Below are 15577 nucleotides of genomic sequence, written 5' to 3'. Positions count from 1 at the left end.
CTTATTTGGCCTCCTTTTTAGGTAAGAAATCATTAGTAAAGGCTTTTTTCGCATCAAATTCGCCCTCTAATACTTGATTGCTAGACATCCATTTCGCGTAATTTTCCCACACAGAAAGCTTTTGCTCTCCCCATTGCTTGGCATCATCCTGATATTTATCAGCCAGCCATTCCTGACTTTTATGCACTAACGCTTTATCTAAATCAGGGGCCGCTTCGATTAAAATATCAGCCGCTTCACTTGGGTTTTCAATTGCGTATTCATAGCCCTTCGATGCAGCTGCCACAAAGGCTTTGACTACATCCGGGTTGTCCTGTATCATTTTTTCATTTGTAGCTAAAACTGGCGTATAATAATCCAATTGATCACTATAATCTGTAAGATATAGCATATTAATCTTTTCCCCACGCAGCTCAGCCTCAATCCCAGTCCATGCATAATAAATCCAAGCAAAATCTATATCTTTTTCCATCATTGTGAAGAAATCTAAATCCCCTGCATTGACGATATCTAGCTTATTAATATCTGCCTTTTCTTTTTGCATGAGTGATTGTAAAACGGCTTGCTCTAATGGCGCGCCCCAACCACCATAGGTTTTACCTTCAAAATCCTTTGGCGATGTAATGCTCTTTGAAGCAATAGAAGCAAAGCCAGATGTATTATGCTGTATAATTGCTGCGATGGAGACCAGCGGCACATCCTGTACTCGTGCCTGTGTTATGCCTTCCTGATAGCTCACGCCAAAATCCGCCTTTCCAGAAGCAACAAGCTGATCTGCGCCCGCCTCACCAGGCATAATAATATCAACATCTAAACCCTGTTCCTCAAAATAACCGAGTTTTTTGGCAACATATAGTCCTGTATGATTTGTATTCGGCGTCCAATCCAGTACCACAGACACCTTTTTCAGCTTGTCTGCAGCCTGCTTGTCATCCTTGTCACTACAGCCTACTAATGTCAATAGTGCTGCCAATAAAATAAAAAACCATTTTTTCATGCGAAAGCCTCCCAGTTTGTAATATGAAAGTGTTCATGAATGAATGTTGTCACCAGAAGAAAGCGTATACAATGTTGGCAAGCTGTTGCTTGAAAACATAAAAAAACGCCTAGGATTCCTCCCAGACGTATTGCAATCAATCTTCAAAACTTTGCTTTTTGAATAGATGTTCCCTACGCTGGTACGAGCCAAATCAGGTTCAAAGGGTCAGCGTCTATCGGACACAATCTCAGCTAGCAATTACTAGCCCCCCTACATTCTTTCGCTATGAACTTTTCGATGATTATTATACCCATAGTTTCACTTAAATGACAAGGTGCTATTTTGGAATAGAGCTTAAAGCCCAGTACTCCTTAGAGACTGGGCATGCATTTAGCTTGGTTTCTGTTCTTTTTTGGCTGTTACAACATGAGAAATTGCTCCATCTGTTGCAATATCCACTTTAAATGAACCATTGGAATGGCGATCCGCACGAGACAATGCTTGTACGTCAATCATCTCTTGAACACCTTTTTCAGTTTCAATCACAACCTGCTCCTCGTCTGTTGCTTGAACAACTGCCACAATTCGGTGAGGGTTTGCTTTTAACTCTGTTAATACTTTTAGTCCACGTTTTGCACGACTTGCTACTTCAACTTCAGCGACATTCATTTTTTTCACGGCCCCACGCTGTGTCACAATCACTACATATTGGGTAACATCAGGCTGTAATACATTGACTCCAACTAAGGCTTCTCCATCTTTTAGTGTGATCCCTTTCACACCACCTGTTTTCACACCTGTCACAGGTAGTTCCTCCATTGGGAAACGAATCGCATAGGCTGTATCCGTTGTGAGCATCAGCTCCACGTCATCAGTCACAAATGATGCATAGATCATCGCATCACCAGCCTTGACATTCATCGTTTTAATTGGCTTTGAATAACGCGTTACCGCATAGTCTGCGAGTGGTGAGCGCTTAATTTGGCCATCTTTTGTGGCTGTGAAAACATACGTATTTGGCTGTTCAAAGGTTTCGAAACCATAAACCGCAATAATCGATTCATCTTCCCCTGTTGGTACAATACTTGAAATATGCTGGCCGAGATCCTTCCAGCGTATATCAGGTAGCTCATGAACAGGCTGATAAATATAATTGCCTCGATTTGTGAAAAGCAGTAGATGGTGCTGTGTATTTAAATTTGCTTCATACAATAAATAATCCGAATCCTTCATGGCAAAATCTTGCCCGTTTGAAGCGGCATGAGAACGTATGGATGTACGTTTAATATAACCATCCTTCGTTACTGTCACGACAACCTCTTCACTTGGCACAAGGACATCCAATGTAATTTTGATTTCTTCAATTTCTTGCTCAATCTTCGAGCGACGAGGCTCTGTAAAGCGTTTCTTGATATCTAGTAACTCTTGTTTAATAACACGCACTAGCTTAGCTTCACTTTGTAGAATCCCCTCTAGCTTTGCAATTAGCTTATTTAACTCGTCCTGTTCCTGACGAAGCTCTGTAATATCCGTATTCGTTAAACGATATAATTGCAGGCTTACAATGGCCTCTGCCTGTACCTCTGTAAAATCAAACTTTGCTTGTAAATTAAGCTTCGCATCCTTCTTATCATTTGAAGAACGAATCGTCGCAATGACTTCATCTAAAATGGAAAGGGCTTTAATTAATCCATCTACAATATGGGAACGATCCTTTGCCTTTTGCAAATCATAAATAGAACGGTTTGTTACCACTTCTTTTTGATGGGCAATATACGCATCTAGCAATAATGGCAATGTCATCATCGTTGGACGACGATTATGAATGGCAATCATATTAAAATTATAAGCTACCTGTAAATCCGTTGTTTTAAACAAGTACTGTAAAATTCCTTTTCCTGGTACATCCTTTTTCAGCTCAATTACGACACGTAAGCCTGTACGGTCTGATTCATCACGAATTTCTGCAATGCCTTCTAGTCGTTTATCTACACGTTGCTCATCAATTTTTTTCACAAGATTCGCTTTATTTACATCATATGGTAACTCAGTGATAACAATTTGCTCTTTACCACCCTTGATTGGTTCAACAACTGCTTGTGCACGGACGATGATTTTACCACGACCTGTTTCATACGCCTTTTTAATGCCATCAACACCTTGAATGATTCCACCCGTTGGGAAATCAGGTCCTTTAATCACCGTCATCAATTCATCTACAGTAACATTAGGCTTGTCTAAGCGCATCAACACAGCATCCAGTACTTCATCTAAGGCATGTGGCGGAATATCTGTCGCATAACCAGCGGAAATTCCTGTAGAGCCATTGACTAAAAGGTTAGGAAAACGTGCTGGTAATACAGTTGGCTCCATATCCTGATCATCAAAGTTTGGCACAAATTCGACCGTTTTCTTGCCAATATCTCGTAGCATTTCAGCGGCAATAGCTGATAGTCTCGCCTCTGTATAACGCATTGCAGCTGGAGGATCGCCATCTACCGAGCCATTGTTCCCATGCATCTCAATGAGCATATGACGTGCCTTCCAGTCCTGACTCATCCGTACCATCGCTTCATACACAGAGCTATCGCCGTGCGGATGATAGTTACCAATTACGTTACCCACAGTTTTTGCGGATTTACGGAACGGCTTATCATGTGTGTTGCCTTCCGTAAACATCGCATATAAAATACGGCGCTGTACTGGTTTAAGACCGTCACGTGCATCAGGCAACGCGCGGTCTTGAATAATATATTTACTATAGCGACCAAAACGGTCACCCATCACTTCTTCTAACGGTAAATCTTGAAACTTTTCTGTACTACTCATGCTTGGTCCTCCTCTTGTTGGATGAATTCATTCTCTAAAATATTAGAATCATCCTCCATACCGAAGTCTACATTGGCTTCGATCCATTTACGACGTGGTTCTACTTTATCGCCCATTAACGTCGTGACACGTCTCTCTGCACGTGCGCCATCCTCGATTGTGACACGAATCAATGTCCGTGTTTCAGGGTTCATCGTTGTGTCCCATAGTTGGTCTGCATTCATCTCACCAAGACCTTTATAGCGCTGTAATATGTAACCCTTTCCAACCTTCTTGATGGCCTTTTGTAAATCACTTTCTGTCCAAGCATATTCAATGACTTCTTTTTTTCCAGTACCTCTTGAAACTTTATAAAGCGGCGGTAATGCGATATAGACTTTCCCAGACTCAATGAGTGGACGCATATAACGATAGAAGAATGTTAATAGCAACACTTGAATATGTGCCCCGTCCGTATCCGCATCGGTCATGATGACTACTTTATTGTAGGCAGAATCCTCCACCGCAAAATCCGTACCAACACCTGCCCCAATCGCATGGATAATCGTTGAAATTTCTTCGTTTTTCATAATATCCTGTAGCTTGGCTTTCTCTGTGTTGATTACTTTCCCGCGCAATGGCAGAATCGCTTGGAATGTACGGTCACGACCTTGTTTAGCAGAGCCACCCGCAGAATCACCCTCGACTAAATACAGCTCATTTTTTGCCGCATTACGTGACTGAGCTGGCGTTAATTTTCCAGATAGAATCGTACTACCCTTTTTGTTTTTCTTGCCATTTCGTGCATCCTCACGCGCTTTTCGAGCTGCTTCACGCACTTGCTGCGCTCGAATCGCTTTACGAACAAGAGAAGCTGATAACTCTGCATTTTCCTCTAGCACATACAAAATTTGCTCAGACACTACACTATCCACTGCAGAACGAGCCTCACTTGTCCCTAGCTTGCCCTTTGTTTGTCCTTCAAATTGCAGTAAATGCTCTGGAATACGAACAGACACGATCGCTGCTAAGCCCTCACGAATATCTGTCCCCTCAAGGTTTTTATCCTTGTCCTTTAACAAGCCAATTTTTCTTGCATATTCATTAAAGACACGCGTCAATGCTGCCTTTGCACCCGTTTCATGTGTACCACCATCACGTGTACGGACATTATTAACAAATGATAAAATTGTTTCTGAATAACCATCGTTATACTGGAAAGCGAACTCTACTTCGATTTCATCCTGTACGCCTTCCACATATTTCACTGGATGAAGGACATCTTTTTCCTCATTCAAATACGCAACGAAAGCCTCGATGCCATTCTCATAAAAGAACACATCGCTCTTGCCTTCCTCGCGCTCATCAATTAATTCAATTTTTAAGCCTTTTAACAAAAAGGCTGATTCACGTAATCGTTCTGCTAACGTATCATAATTGAATTTTGTGACAGAGAAGATCGTTTCATCTGGTAGGAAATGAACAAGTGTTCCTGTCTGCTTGGTCTGCCCAATATTTTCAAGTGTTGTGACAGGCTGTCCACCATGCTCAAAGCGTTGACGATACTTTTTACCATCGCGATGGATTGTCACCTCTAAAAATGTTGAGAGCGCATTCACAACGGAAGAACCAACACCATGTAAACCTCCACTTGTTTTATAGCCACCTTGACCAAATTTACCACCAGCGTGCAGCACAGTAAAAATAATCTCTGGTGTCGGTTTGCCCATTTTATGCATACCGGTTGGCATCCCACGTCCAAAGTCGCGCACACTCATACTTTGATCTTTATGAATTGTGACAATAATATGAGATCCAAAGCCAGCCAGTGCTTCATCCACCGCATTATCTACGATTTCATACACAAGGTGATGAAGTCCACGGCCATCCGTCGAACCGATATACATGCCAGGTCGTTTGCGTACCGCTTCTAATCCTTCTAATACTTGTATAGCGTCATCATTATAGACGCTAGGTGACTGTTTATTCGTCAAAAAAATTCCCCTCCAAAAAACAAACACATGTTCTATTTATGTTCTCATCCTAATAATAATAGCATTTCCTGTCAATAGCTAGCGACAGGTCCAATAAAATTTTAAAATTTGCTCACAGTTTTGATCATTTTTATTAATAGTAAACATCTTCAACAGTTGCTTAAAATTGGTATTTAAGCAAGACAGACTGCTTCTAGCTTCCATCATCATTTGACGCATTGAAGCCTACTTAGTTGCAAAATAAAGTTGTGAAGCTTGCAAATAGAAGCACACTACCTCGTGCCTTGCGATTAAACAGGATAAAGTTAGACTTCTATTCTACCAAAGGAATGAGCGATTGACAAAATTGCCATTTTGCCTATATTTTTATAAAGGTTTTAGCGCTTCCTACAAATTTATGTCTAAAAGCCTAGTCCTCGCTAATAGATTCGCTTTTGTATTGATTCAAGACTTCCGATGAAATCTCCTTCATAACATTGTAGATTAGCAAGAAAAAGTGTAAAATACTTGTTACAAACTATTAGTACCAAGTGATGGACTATGAATGAAAGGAGTCCAACTATGATCAATGGACTTATTATTTTATGTGCTTATCTAATCGGCTCTATACCTTCTGGATTATGGATAGGCAAAATTTTTTATAATACCGATATTCGTGAACACGGGAGCGGTAATCTTGGTGCAACCAATACTTTTAGAACATTAGGGAAAAAGGCTGGTATTATTGTTACGGTGATGGATGTCTTAAAAGGGACTGCCGCTGTCTTACTCGTGACACTTCCTGTTTTCTCTGATACTGCACTCCATTCTTTATTACTGGGTCTTGTCGCCGTTATCGGTCATATGTTCCCGATCTTCGCCAACTTTCGTGGTGGGAAAGCTGTGGCAACGTCAGCGGGTGTATTATTAGGCTATTCTTGGCCACTCTTTGTCCTACTATTTATTACCTTTATTGTGACATTAAAAATCACAAAAATCGTCAGCTTAACATCGATGATAGCCGCTTTAGTAGCGCTTATCTATGCAATCGTTTATTATTTTATTACAGGTGACTTTGCATTAGGCATCTTGGTAGCCTTTTTATTTACCTTTATTGTTTATCGTCACCGTGCCAATATTGCACGTATTAAAAACGGCACCGAACCAAAGGTAAAATGGCTGTAGGAAGAGAGGAGCATTTGAAATGAATATTGCATTGACAGATGAAGCCCTACAATGGTTCAAACATGAAATGGAAGTTGAACCTGGTGATACAATTCGTTTTTATGCACGTTATGGTGGCTCTAGTCCGTTTCATGAAGGCTTTTCGCTAGGCATGACACGTGAGGAACCTATTGCCATAGGTGTTCAGACAGAAATTGATGGTGTCATCTATTACATTGATGAGAAAGATCTTTGGTTCTTTAACGATCACAATTTACACGTTGATGTTGATACAAGTAAAGATGAATTACAATACGACTATCGTACATAAAGCAGTCTGTCCTTTCAATACATGAAAGGACAGACTGTTTTTTATTTATTACAAAACAAGACACACGAAAGTTGTAAGGGATGTGATATTGCTACAAATAGCTAGATTTTTCATATCTCTTTCGTTTATCTCTCAAATAAATTGTCCATTCTAAAGGTAATGAACGACCATTTGAGGAGGAAAACATATGTCCATGTCTAACAATAACGAGACCTCCCCATCCCATACAACGAACGATTTATTGTATACTTCCCTATCTAAAAATATAAAAATCATTCAACAGTCACTAGGGCATAGTAATGATATTATCATACGTGAAATTGCGATTGGAGAAACTGATCCCCATAGCCTCGCCATTATTTCCATTGATGGCTTATCGGATAAAACGACTATTTCTGATTCTGTTATCGATAAACTGATGGCAAATATTGAAGAAGAACAAGATATTGAAATAACAACAATTAACCAATATGTTCGGAATTCCTATTTAACGGTAGGCGATGTGACGAATATTGAGCATTTCACAACACTCTATAATGCCATTCTCAATGGTGAAACGGTTATTTTATTAGACGGTTTTGCTGAGGGGATTGTGACAAGTACAAGAAGTGCCAAGGATCGAGCAGTCACAGAGCCATCGACGGAATCCGTTATTCGCGGACCGAGGGAATCCTTTACAGAAACCTTGCGTACGAATACAGCGCTCATTCGTCGCAAAATAAAAAGTCCGAATCTCTGGATAAAATCACGCGTTATCGGTGATGTGACACAAACAGATATAGCAGTGATGTATATAAATGGCATCGCCAGTGACAAAATTGTAGCTGAAGTATTGGCTCGATTAGATCGTATTAATATTGATGGCATACTGGAAAGCGGCTATATTGAGGATTTTATTCAAGACTCAAAAAACTCTATGTTCCCAACCGTCTACAACTCCGAACGTCCTGATGTCATCGCAGGTGAATTATTAGATGGCAAAGTGGCGATTCTAGTTGATGGCACACCTTTTGTCTTAGTCGTACCAGCGCTATTTACATCCTTTTTACAATCAGCAGAAGATTATTATCAGCATTGGATGATTAGCTCACTTGTACGTATATTGCGTTTCTTTGGTATCAGTCTAGCATTAGTAGCACCATCCTTGTATGTGGCGATAACTACCTTTCACCAAGAAATGCTACCTACACCTATGTTAATTAGCATTGCTTCACAAAGGGAGGGCGTACCCTTTCCTGCAGTCGTTGAAGCTCTGATTATGGAGGTTGCCTTTGAGGTCTTAAGGGAAGCTGGACTTCGTATGCCTAGAACAATCGGTCCTGCGGTGTCCATTGTAGGAACTTTAGTTATCGGTCAGGCGGCTGTTGATGCGGGCGTCGTTTCCGCTGTAATGGTAATCATCGTAGCCCTGACAGCGATTTGTAGCTTCCTATTCCCTGCCTATGGCTTATCGAATACGATTCGTGTGCTACGTTTCCCATTAATGATTTTAGCTGCAATGTTTGGTTTATTTGGTGTTATGTTTGGCATTATGGTCATTATCCTTCATTTATGTAGCATTCGTTCATTTGGTGTACCTTATTTAAGCCCATTCGCACCGTTGGTATTACAGGATCAGAAGGATGCGTTTCTGCTGTTCCCGCGTAGAAAGTTACTTACACGACCTCGTTTGGTCAATCAAAAAAATATTGTTAGAGGACATAAATATATCAATGTAAAAAGCAGGAAATAACAACTGGATAAATGAGGAATGGAATATGGCAAAAATAAACTGGATTTGCTTACTATGTATCCTCACAATACTGTTAAGTGGCTGCTGGAGTAAGCGTGAATTAAATGAATTGGCCATAGTCGTAGCATTTGGCATTGACAAAATAGATGAGGAATATGAAATTACAGTTCAAATTGTTGATCCTAGTGAAGTCTCAGTGCGCCAAGCTTCCACTCAACGCTCTCCTGTCGTTAGCTATCATTCGAGAGGCGAGACCATCTTTGAAGCCATTCGGAAAATGACGACTATTGCAGCTCGAAAACCTTATTTTGCCCACCTTCAAGTGGTTGTATTAGGGGAAGATCTCGCGAAAGAAGGCATTAGTGATGCACTTGATTTAATTGTAAGGGACCATGAATTTCGTAAGGATTTCGACGTCATTATGTCTCACGAAGCAACAGCGAAGGAAGTATTAAATGTACTAACACCCATCGAAAAAGTTCCTGCAAATAAAATCTTGAATTCCCTTGATGTCTCTGAAAAGGCTTGGGGCTCCACAATAGCTGTTAATATTGATGAATTAGTCAATACGTTAACCAATAAGCATAAAGGGGCGTTAATTTCTGCTATTGAAGTTCATGGCGATAAGAAATTAGGTGTAGATCAAACAAATGTGCAACGTGTTAAAACACCTGTGCTATTACGTTATACAGGTTTAGCAGTATTTAAAGGGGATAAATATATAGGGCTACTGACTGAAAGCGAAAGCAAAAGTATTAGTTTTCTTAATGACAAAATTCAAAGTACGATAGAAATCATCGCCTGTCCTAATAAAGGGACCTTGTCTACTGAAATCACCCAATCCACTACAAAGGTGAAAGGGTCATTTAAAAACGGGAAACCGAAAATCGATGTCCATATTAATGTAGAGCAGAATGTTGGAGAGGTCGAATGTGATATCGATCTTACCAAAAATAAATCGATTGATTACGTTAATAAAAAAACAGCCCAGGGGATTGATGACCGCATTGAAAAAACAGTAGAGAAAATTCAACAGCAATATGAAGTCGATGTTTTTGGATTTGGGGATGCCCTACATCGGGCAGATCCAAAGCAGTGGAAAAAAATTAAGGATGACTGGACTTCCATTTTTCCAGATTTAGCAGTGGCTGTTCATGTAAAGGTAACAACCCAAGGTTCAGGTACGATGCAAAATTCATTATTAAACAAGCCAAAGGAGGAGTAATGAGATGGTACTAGCCGTAGCTATCTTGATTATTGCAATCATTGTTGCGCTTGTTTTTATTCCAAAGCTAAAAAAGCAACAGGATAGAAAAGCCATTATTGTATTCTCCTTTTTGCTATTTATTGGAACGGCTTTAAATATGGGGATTGCCCTTAAAATCCATATTCCTAGCCCATTAGATTTGATTACCTTTATCTTCACACCGATTAGGGATTACATTGTGTCATTCACAAAATAGAAAGATGGACTGAGAAACGGAGGGTAGCTTGATGGAAAAAGAGATAATTAGTTCAAGACAGTTTACAATCGTTACCTTTCTCTATTCTATCGGTACAGCGATTTTAATTATCCCTTCGAGTATTACTGGTGCCGCTAAGCAAGATGCTTGGATAGCGGCAAGCATTGGTGTTCTGCTCAGTTTACTGGTTCTAAAATTATTTTTAACACTGGCCAATCAAACACCGTCCCTAAACTTTATCGAGGCCAATGAAAAAATTCTTGGGCGTTTTTTCGGGAAAATCACAGCGATTTGTTTCCTGATTATGACCTTTCTTTCGGCTGGAGAATTACTTTATTTTATCGGTATTTTCATGAAAACGGAAGTTATGCCAGAGACACCGACATTAGCATTTGCCCTACTGTTCAGTATCCTTATTATGTATGCCGCTTATTTAGGGATTGAGACCTTTGCCCGTTCGGCAGAAATCCTCTTCCCATTGTTTATCTTTATTTTTATTTTTTTCGTCATTAGTATTACCCCTCAAATTACATTTGAGAATATTCAGCCTCTACTAGAAGCGACCAAAGCATCTATGTTTTATAGTATTGCACGCTTTATGAGTATCTTTTCCTTTCCATTAATTGTATTATTGATGCTCTATCCTACTGGCGTCAATGTACAGCCGTCTGCACAGAAAGGGCTATATATTGGGGCAATCCTTGGCGGAATCGTCTTAGTTACGTTGATTGTCCTATCGATTCTTGTATTAGGTCCTGAAAACACTGCATCAAGGACATTTCCTAGCTATGCCTTAGCGCAAAGAATATCTATAGGGAATTTTTTACAGCGCATAGAAATCATTATGGCATTTATGTGGATTACGTCTATATATATTCGTACATTTATGTATTTCTATACGACCGTTGTTGGCCTTGCACAAATTTTGAAGATTAAGGATCATCGTCCACTTATTATACCGATGGGTATAATTGTCATTGGACTTTCTCAAATTGTTCATCCAGATATTGTGCATTCTACTAATTATAATAATGAAATTTGGCCAATCTTTTCCTTTATTTTCACCATTTTATTACCTATACTTTTGTTGATTGTGGTAGTTATTCGCAATCGTAAATCCAAGGCTCAAAATAACGAAACACCTCAGCAGGAAACAGAAAATGACAATCAAAAAGTCTAATTTCTTCTAAGCTAGAAAAGAAATTAGACTTTTTATTAATTAAATATGATATTCGATTTCATCTACAAAATCCCATTCATATGGTGTTTCTTGGTAAACATAGTAGTTCAACCAGTTAGAGAATAATAGATGCGTATGGGCACGCCATGTATTCATCGGCACTTGTGTCGGATCGTCATTCGGGAAGTAGTTTACAGGAACGGCGATATCTATGCCCTTCGCCACATCGCGACTGTATTCATCGGCTAGCGTTGTCGCATCATACTCTAGATGCCCCGTAATCATAATATTTTTATTATCTTTTGATTGTACAATAAATACCCCAGCATCCTCTGAATAGGATAATAATCGTAGATCTGGATGATTGCGAACCTCGTCAATCGAAACAGATGTATAGCGTGAATGGGGCGCAGTAAATAAATCACTAAAGCCACGTACCAAATCTACAGTTAAATCTGTAATCACATGGGAATAGACGCCTGAGCATTTAGCAGAAAGCTCAACCTTCCCAATGCCATAATGATGATACAATGCAGCCTGTGCCCCCCAACATATATGTAGCACGGATGTCACATTCTTTTTAGACCAATCCATAATTTCTGAAATTTCCTGCCAATAGTTGACCTCTTCAAAAGCCATTTTTTCTACTGGCGCACCAGTTATAATCATACCATCATAGCGTCGGTGTCGAATCTGATTGAACGTTGTGTAGAAAAGCTGCAAATGGGATTTACTCACATTTTTAGACTCGTGTGTGGCTGTATTCAAAAAGGTAATATTCACTTGTAATGGTGTATTCCCCAATAAACGTAATAATTGGAGCTCTGTTTTTTCTTTTTCAGGCATTAAATTTAATATTAATATATTTAATGGACGGATTTGCTGTGTTTTCGCACGATCTTCTTCCATGACGAAGATTTTTTCCTCACGTAAATGTTCTCCAGCTGGTAAATTTTTCGGAATATTAATTGGCATCTTGCTTTCCCCTCTCTATAATCACTCTCTTTTAGCAAATCTTGCTTGCGTAGAATGCAATGAAATTAAAAAATCCTCCTCATTCCATACGAGATAGAATGAGAAGGATTTTTTTCACGTCCACTCTTATCTCTCAAAGGAAAAAATCCTTTGCTGGAATTAGCACCTTTCTAACGATTGTTAGAGGTTGCTGAAGCGTCATCGGGCCAAATCCCTCAGCTTCTCTTGATAAGATTATTTAATTATCTTGAATTGTAACACGAACTAGTTAGAATATCAATAATTCATAGAATATTTTGTGATTCATGTGCATGTTCCTTGCTCATTTGATGTACACTAAGCTTGCTATATGTGGTGTTTCTGCATTTAAAATTTATGGTAAACATGCCGTAATTATGTTACCATATACTTTTAGTAAGAGAGAGGAACGTGAATAGTTTGATTAAAATTGAATTTCCAAAACCAGATCTAGTAATCCGTCAACGTGAACAAGATTTAAAACCAGGTGATGTGCCAATCACACCTTACTTCGGTTTTATTGACTTCCATAAAATCACACGTGATAAAGGCGGCATTTTCTTATTCTATAATGACAAGAATGAGCTATTGTTTGTTGGGAAAGCACGTAAAATTCGTCAACGTATTAAAAAACATTTCGAGGATAATGTATCTCCGATGAAAAACCATCGTGATGAAGTGTTCAAAATTGAAGTCTATGAAGTAGAAGATCCAATGGAACGTGAAATTTACGAAACATATGCGATTAATACTTTCCGCTCTAAATATAACGTAGACAAAGTCTTTTATTAGGCATCACGTAAAGAAACCGAAATCTCATTTCTAAAGGGATTTCGGTTTCTTTTATCACATAATGGTCATACGATCAATTGGCGTACTCTGACCGTTTATTCGCAAATCAATGGTATCCAGCTCAGGATTCTTGACGGTGATTTTAAAAACATAGGGTTGTGCCTCTTTCCTTTGCTCGCTGCCTTCTTCTAACTGGATAATAAGCCTATTTCCCTCAGCTGTAATACTTGCCAATACATTCCCTTTTGAATAATAAACAAGGTAATATGGAGCATCCTTTTCATGCAATAGTTGTATTCTGTCATTAGAAACGATATTTTTTTGGACATTATCTGGGACAACCGTTAGCTCATGAATCGTTGGTGGATCGGTAGGTGGTGTAGCATTACAGGCTCCTAGCATTAGTAGGCTTATTAAACCTAGCAACACGAATTTTTTCAAGTAACTCCCCTTCCTTATACGACTATTCTAAGAAAAAAGCTTTACGCTCCTTAGCAATCCAGTCTTCTAACTCCTGATCATCACGTTTTACTAACCGATTGATGAGCACATCATGCCATATATAATCCTCTAACAAATAAATATGAACCGGATCATTGGTGATAAAGGCCGTCTCTTGGGTAGATGGAGAATGACCATAAATCATTTCCTGACCATCTATCGATAAGATAAACCAATGCGGTGTAGACGCTTTTTTTGTATAATGTGTGGCTCTATGCTGGTCAATTGAGGCGAGATGCTCTCCTACATACAACGTAATGCCATGAACAGGAACATGCAGCGCCACCTCTTGCAAATCTTCACGTAAGGCATCATACATATCTTCCCACATCGACAGCATCACTTTTTTCTTCGCCTTCTTTAGAAGTGACTGACAATAGTTGATAATGGATTCCTTGCCCTTCAGCATGACCACTTTAGGCTCAGCTTCCTGTACCTTTTCCTCTAATTTCTCTAATTTCCCGCTTATAGACGTAAAATTCGACTCCCAGCGCTGTTGCATTTGCTGTAAGAACACAGACACAGGCATTGCCGAATAGGTCGTTTGTTCTGCGGTCTCTTCTTTTAAAACGATGCCCTTTTCTACAAGGATATTTAAAATATCATACACTCTTGCACGTGGTATGCCAGAATTTTTACTAACCTGATAAGCACTGACATGACTTTGCTGAACAAGTGCCGTATAGGCCTTTGCTTCATATTCTGTAAAACCCATTTCTTTCAGCTGGGTGATTAATTCCTCCATGTAATCCCTCCATTATCTTTATTATAGGCTACCAATGTGAAGATTTGCCAATGAAAAAATGGGGTTTACAGCGCAAATAAATTTAGTTACTATTTCAGTAGTAACTAAATTTAAAGAGGTGTCATATGTTGTTTGAAATCGATGTACATATTCTAATACTATTAATTTCTTTTGGATTTCTGGCGGCTTTTGTTGACTCAGTAGTGGGAGGGGGCGGTTTAATTTCACTACCAGCATTACTATTTGTTGGGCTCAATCCAGCCGCTGCTGTTGCCACAAATAAACTAGCAGGAGCTATGGGCTCGCTCACTTCCTCTATTTCTTTCTATCGTTCTGGCCAGCTGGACATTCGCTCTGTCCTCAAATATTTTCCACTAGCATTTATCGGATCATTATGTGGTGCTTGGACTGTGCATCTAATTAATCCAGCATTACTAAAGCCATTAATGCTTGTTATGCTGGCAGTTGTTGGGGTATATACGATCTTTAAAAAGGATTGGGGTGCCGTCTCTACCGTAAAAAATCTATCTAAAAAACATTTGTTTTTATTTATGCTGCTATTATTTGCTATTGGTTTTTATGATGGATTTCTTGGGCCTGGGACAGGGTCGTTTTTAATCTTTAGCTTCTTACTGGTAGGCTTTGATTTTTTAAAGGCGGCTGGTAATGCGAAGTTTTTAAATTTGGCGAGTAATGTGGCTGGTGTTTGTATGTTTGCTTACTTAGGTCAAATTCATTATGTTTATGGTCTAGTAATGGGCATTGCGCAAATTGGTGGGGCTATGCTTGGCTCACGGATGGCAATCAAGAAAGGAAGTGGCTTTGTCCGCACGCTATTTATTGTCGTTACAATGACATTACTTGCGAAAAATGCCTATGATTTTATGATGCATTAAAATAAACGCCACAGAATTTG

The 15577-nt window shown here is 39.3% G+C and carries 14 protein-coding genes and 2 riboswitches; of the genes, 8 read left to right on the top strand and 6 right to left on the bottom strand.

All coding sequences use genetic code 11. The features are described from left to right. Position 1: 1 nt before the first annotated feature. From BFM98_RS04860 to parE, 3 genes are all read right to left on the bottom strand, one after another. Positions 2–997, bottom strand: a complete 996-nt coding sequence (locus BFM98_RS04860) for an ABC transporter substrate-binding protein (RefSeq protein ID WP_066036682.1) — start codon at positions 995–997, stop codon at positions 2–4. 153 nt (positions 998–1150) lie between these two features. After that, a riboswitch (TPP riboswitch) is annotated at positions 1151–1261 on the bottom strand. A gap of 108 nt (positions 1262–1369) precedes the next feature. Continuing rightward, a complete protein-coding gene (gene parC, locus BFM98_RS04855) occupies positions 1370–3808 on the bottom strand; it encodes a DNA topoisomerase IV subunit A (RefSeq protein WP_066036681.1) in 2439 nt (812 codons plus the stop codon). Then, entirely contained in the window at positions 3805–5781 is a 1977-nt protein-coding gene (gene parE / locus BFM98_RS04850; protein WP_048393067.1) for a DNA topoisomerase IV subunit B, read from the bottom strand. The genes parC and parE overlap by 4 nt, the downstream gene beginning before the upstream one ends. A gap of 561 nt (positions 5782–6342) precedes the next feature. Between parE and plsY the strand changes: the two genes are divergently transcribed. From plsY to BFM98_RS04820, 6 genes are all read left to right on the top strand, one after another. Next, positions 6343–6945, top strand: a complete 603-nt coding sequence (plsY, locus tag BFM98_RS04845; protein ID WP_066036680.1) for a glycerol-3-phosphate 1-O-acyltransferase PlsY — start codon at positions 6343–6345, stop codon at positions 6943–6945. A 19-nt stretch (positions 6946–6964) separates the two neighbouring features. Beyond that, positions 6965–7255, top strand: coding sequence for a HesB/YadR/YfhF family protein (locus BFM98_RS04840; protein ID WP_004227919.1), 291 nt, complete (start codon positions 6965–6967; stop codon positions 7253–7255). 187 nt (positions 7256–7442) lie between these two features. Beyond that, positions 7443–8987, top strand: a complete 1545-nt coding sequence (locus tag BFM98_RS04835) for a spore germination protein (protein WP_066036679.1) — start codon at positions 7443–7445, stop codon at positions 8985–8987. Between the two features lie 25 nt (positions 8988–9012). Next, positions 9013–10212: a Ger(x)C family spore germination protein gene (locus BFM98_RS04830; protein ID WP_054550234.1), complete on the top strand. Its 1200-nt coding sequence runs from the start codon at positions 9013–9015 to the stop codon at positions 10210–10212. A gap of 4 nt (positions 10213–10216) precedes the next feature. Then, positions 10217–10450 carry a hypothetical protein gene (locus tag BFM98_RS04825; RefSeq protein ID WP_054550235.1) on the top strand — a complete coding sequence of 78 codons (234 nt, stop codon included), beginning with the start codon at positions 10217–10219 and terminating at the stop codon, positions 10448–10450. 31 nt (positions 10451–10481) lie between these two features. After that, the gene (locus tag BFM98_RS04820) at positions 10482–11630 is read left to right on the top strand and encodes a GerAB/ArcD/ProY family transporter (protein ID WP_066036678.1); all 1149 of its coding nucleotides are present in this window, start codon (positions 10482–10484) and stop codon (positions 11628–11630) included. A 39-nt stretch (positions 11631–11669) separates the two neighbouring features. On the opposite strand, the gene metA is transcribed toward BFM98_RS04820, so the two are convergent. After that, entirely contained in the window at positions 11670–12605 is a 936-nt protein-coding gene (gene metA / locus BFM98_RS04815; protein WP_004227915.1) for a homoserine O-acetyltransferase MetA, read from the bottom strand. A gap of 123 nt (positions 12606–12728) precedes the next feature. Next, a riboswitch (SAM riboswitch) is annotated at positions 12729–12840 on the bottom strand. 203 nt (positions 12841–13043) lie between these two features. Here metA and BFM98_RS04810 point away from each other — a divergent pair. Beyond that, on the top strand, positions 13044–13415 hold the full coding sequence (locus BFM98_RS04810; RefSeq protein WP_004227912.1) for a nucleotide excision repair endonuclease: 372 nt from the start codon (positions 13044–13046) through the stop codon (positions 13413–13415). Between the two features lie 54 nt (positions 13416–13469). Here the strand turns inward: BFM98_RS04810 and BFM98_RS04805 are convergent, their stop codons facing one another. After that, positions 13470–13856: a hypothetical protein gene (locus tag BFM98_RS04805; RefSeq protein ID WP_066036677.1), complete on the bottom strand. Its 387-nt coding sequence runs from the start codon at positions 13854–13856 to the stop codon at positions 13470–13472. Positions 13857–13878: 22 nt separating this feature from the next. After that, positions 13879–14661: a TrmB family transcriptional regulator gene (locus tag BFM98_RS04800; RefSeq protein ID WP_054550238.1), complete on the bottom strand. Its 783-nt coding sequence runs from the start codon at positions 14659–14661 to the stop codon at positions 13879–13881. A gap of 125 nt (positions 14662–14786) precedes the next feature. Between BFM98_RS04800 and BFM98_RS04795 the strand changes: the two genes are divergently transcribed. Further along, on the top strand, positions 14787–15557 hold the full coding sequence (locus tag BFM98_RS04795) for a TSUP family transporter (protein WP_066036676.1): 771 nt from the start codon (positions 14787–14789) through the stop codon (positions 15555–15557). Positions 15558–15577: the final 20 nt, after the last annotated feature.

It is taken from the genome of Lysinibacillus sp. AR18-8 (genome assembly GCF_001705465.1).
Classification (GTDB): Bacteria; Bacillota; Bacilli; order Bacillales_A; family Planococcaceae; genus Lysinibacillus; species Lysinibacillus capsici.
This window is presented reverse-complemented; position numbering and strand designations above follow the sequence as displayed.